This window comes from Rubripirellula obstinata, assembly GCF_001642955.1.
Classification (GTDB): domain Bacteria; phylum Planctomycetota; class Planctomycetia; order Pirellulales; family Pirellulaceae; genus Rubripirellula; species Rubripirellula obstinata.
Genome location: NZ_LWSK01000234.1, coordinates 1 through 3,071, shown reverse-complemented (window position 1 = coordinate 3,071; position 3,071 = coordinate 1). Strand labels below are relative to the sequence as shown.

3 protein-coding genes are annotated in these 3,071 nt (G+C 54.6%); 1 reads left to right on the top strand and 2 read right to left on the bottom strand.

What is annotated here, in order from left to right; all coding sequences use genetic code 11:
- Positions 1 to 173 precede the first annotated feature (173 nt).
- Together RC85_RS25285 and RC85_RS25280 are read right to left on the bottom strand one after the other, a co-directional pair.
- Entirely contained in the window at positions 174 to 1,436 is a 1,263-nt protein-coding gene (locus tag RC85_RS25285; RefSeq protein ID WP_068267652.1) for an LL-diaminopimelate aminotransferase, read from the bottom strand.
- A gap of 58 nt (positions 1,437 to 1,494) precedes the next feature.
- A complete protein-coding gene (locus tag RC85_RS25280; RefSeq protein ID WP_068267651.1) occupies positions 1,495 to 2,079 on the bottom strand; it encodes a hypothetical protein in 585 nt (194 codons plus the stop codon).
- Positions 2,080 to 2,195: 116 nt separating this feature from the next.
- Between RC85_RS25280 and RC85_RS25275 the strand changes: the two genes are divergently transcribed.
- Positions 2,196 to 2,924, top strand: coding sequence for a sensor histidine kinase (locus RC85_RS25275; protein WP_068267649.1), 729 nt, complete (start codon positions 2,196 to 2,198; stop codon positions 2,922 to 2,924).
- The last annotated feature ends 147 nt before the right edge of the window (positions 2,925 to 3,071 follow it).

The window sequence follows — 3,071 nt, the reverse complement described above, 5'->3', positions numbered from 1 at the left end:
GACTCGCTATGGCTCGCTACGGCCTACATGCTGGCGATCAGGGAAATGTGCCGTTGCCACCGTGCTTTACAACGCTGCAGTTTGTGTTGTCTGCCATGGTGCAGCTTGCCCAATTTGCTGCGTTGCAATGATTTTCATCAGGCCAGGCGTTGCCCAACGCGGTTAAACGGGTTTTACCAGACTAGGCCGGCGTCGCCCAATCGCTTCTTGGTTTCTTCCATCAGCGCATCTTCGGCGGCTTCGGTTTCGGCGACGTAGGTGACGCTGAAACGTAGGAACGAACCAGCGTCGTCCCATGGGACCGTGACGATGCCGAAGTTTTCGATTAGGTGACGCGTTGCGTCTTCGGCGGCGGCAAAGGTTTCGCCGGACTTGGTTCCGCTGGGTGACTTGGCGTACAGGAAATACGTTCCGCCGGGAACTTCGCATTCGAATCCGCAGTCCTTCAGGACGGCGACCAGTTTTCGCATTCGGCGAAGATACTTTTCGCGAATGCGAGTCGGGATGGAATCATCATCCAGCGCTGCTGCGGCGGCCTTTTGAGTGGCGATGAATTGACCGCTGTCGCTGTTGTCTTTAACGTCTGAAAACGCTGCGACAATTCGTTCGTGACCGCACACGAATCCCATTCGCCAGCCGATCATGTCGTAACCCTTGCTCATCGAATGCACTTCGACACCAACGTCCATCGCGCCGGGGGTTTCCAGAAAACTGGTCGGCTTTCCGTCGAAGGTCAGCATGATGTGAGCGGCATCTTGCACGACGACAAACTCTTTCTCTTTCGCCAGTGCAACGACCTTTTCAAAGAACTCGGACGTCGCGGTCGCGCCGGTCGGTGAGTTGGGATAGTTTAAAACCAAAATTTTGGTGCGGCGATAAATGTCGTCGGGAACCGCATCCAAGTCAGGCAGGAAATTGTTTTCGGATAACAGTGGTAGCTTAAACACTTCACCGCCGTAGTAACGCGTGTGGGTTCCCGCGACCGGATAGCCCGGCACGGTCATCAACGTCACGTCACCGGGATTGATGAAACAGGCTGGCAGCATCGCGTAGGCTGGCTTGCTGCCGATGCAGTGGTTCACCTGAGTCGCGGCGTCGAGCTTGACGCCAAAATTGCGATCCATGAACCGGGCGGCTGCTTCTTTGTATTCGATCACTCCGTTGTCCGCGTAGCCACGATTTTCAACCTTATCGACTTCGGCTGCCATCAGTTGACGAACTTTGTCGTCAGCCATCGCATCATTTTCGCCGATCCCAAAGTCCAGCAAATGACGATCGGGAAAATCCGCCATCGCTTTGCGTTTGGCCCGTTTGATCTTTTCAAATTTATAGATCTCGGTTCCCTTGCCGTAGTCAGCACCGCCGATGCGATCGGCAAAGAGTGACTGGAAATAAGGGTCCGCAGTTTGACTATCTTTTTCGGTCGCAGTTGACATGTTGGCAGGGGATTAGGAATTGGAGTTAGAGGGCGATTGAAAGTCTGAGAATGCAAGGTTAAATCGGCGGACTTTCCAAGGCCAGGGGGTCGAGCTGCTGCGATTCTTTGGCGATTCGTTCGAGTCTTTCCTGCCTTAGTGTTTTAAAGCAAGGGCGGTTCATGACGTAGGCACCGATTGCTCCGACGACTGCGGGGACGATTGCCCAAATCAACGCTTCGGGGGCACCGCGTGTTGGAATGGCTAGCGATGTGAACCCGCTGATTGCGCCTGACAGTAAGGCAAAGCAAACGAGGCGGCGGATGGTCCACCGGCTGCCAGCGGGGGCGTCGGCGTCTGAAGCAATTTGGCTGAGGTTGAAGATGCCCAGCAAAATTGCCACGGTCACGGAACCGGCGATTCCTGCAATCACCAGGCCGAAGCCAAAGGCGATTCCGGCGTACAGCAGCAAACCGGGCTCGAAGCCCCACGACATAAACATTGCCAGCACCAAACCGACGCCAAAAAGACCGCCCGAAAGCGAGATGCCGGTGATCGTGCGGGACGCGATCGCCATCGTGGTTACTTTGGACTTGGGCAACCGCTGATCAATCAGAACCTGGGCCGTCGATGTGGTCGGTGCGTAGGGATTGATGGATTCCATGACAAACGCCACTGCCCCAAAAGGATTTTGATGCCAGACTGTTTTTCGCCAGCCTCTACTGGTCTATCTTAACGATTGCTCCTGTTAACCGCATTCCTGCCCAAAGCTTCTCTGGTATGTCTCACGATTCAGCCGACGACCGCGACGATGATCCGATGCGAGTCCGTTATGAGGAACTGGCAGAATTGGCGGGATCACTGGCGCACGAGATCAAGAACCCGCTGTCGGTGATTCACATGAACATTGAACTGCTCAGCGAAGATCTATCTGAAATTGATTCGCCGATCATTCGCCGCTGCGTTGATCGGATCGACATGGTCCGCAGTCAGTGCGAACGGATGGAAGCACTGTTGAAGGATTTTTTAAGCTACACGCGACTCAGTGACATTGACCTGTTGCCTGGCAGCTTAAACGAACAGATGGAAATGGTGCTGCGTGCCTATGAGGCGCAAGCGAGCGCGGACGACATTGACATCGAAAAGTATCTCGATCCCGATCTTCCCGCGATTCTTTTGCATAGCGATTCGTTGCAAGCGGCGTTAATGAATTTGGTCAAGAACGCACTCGAAGCGATGGAGCCTGGCGGGCAGTTCTGGGCGAGAACCTATTCATCGCCAACGGCGGTCAAACTAGATCTAATCGACACCGGTCGCGGAGTCGACGATAACACGGTGCTGCACATGTTCGAACCGTTCTACAGCACCAAGGACGGCGGTTCAGGATTGGGATTGCCCACGGCCCGCAAAATCATCGAAGCCCACGGTGGTCGCATCAGCGTGCAAAGTGAAGTCAACCGAGGAACTAAGTTCACACTCGAATTTCCAATGCCAAAACGAATCGGCTGACATCTTTCCAGATGATGAATGGCGGAAGATTGCCAAGACCATATTTTCCCGTAGCTGGGCCCGCCAGGGTTCGGACCATCAGGAGCTGTACCCAACGCCGTGAAGGGTTTCTCAATCGTTTAACCGCGTTGGGCATCGCCCCGCGCG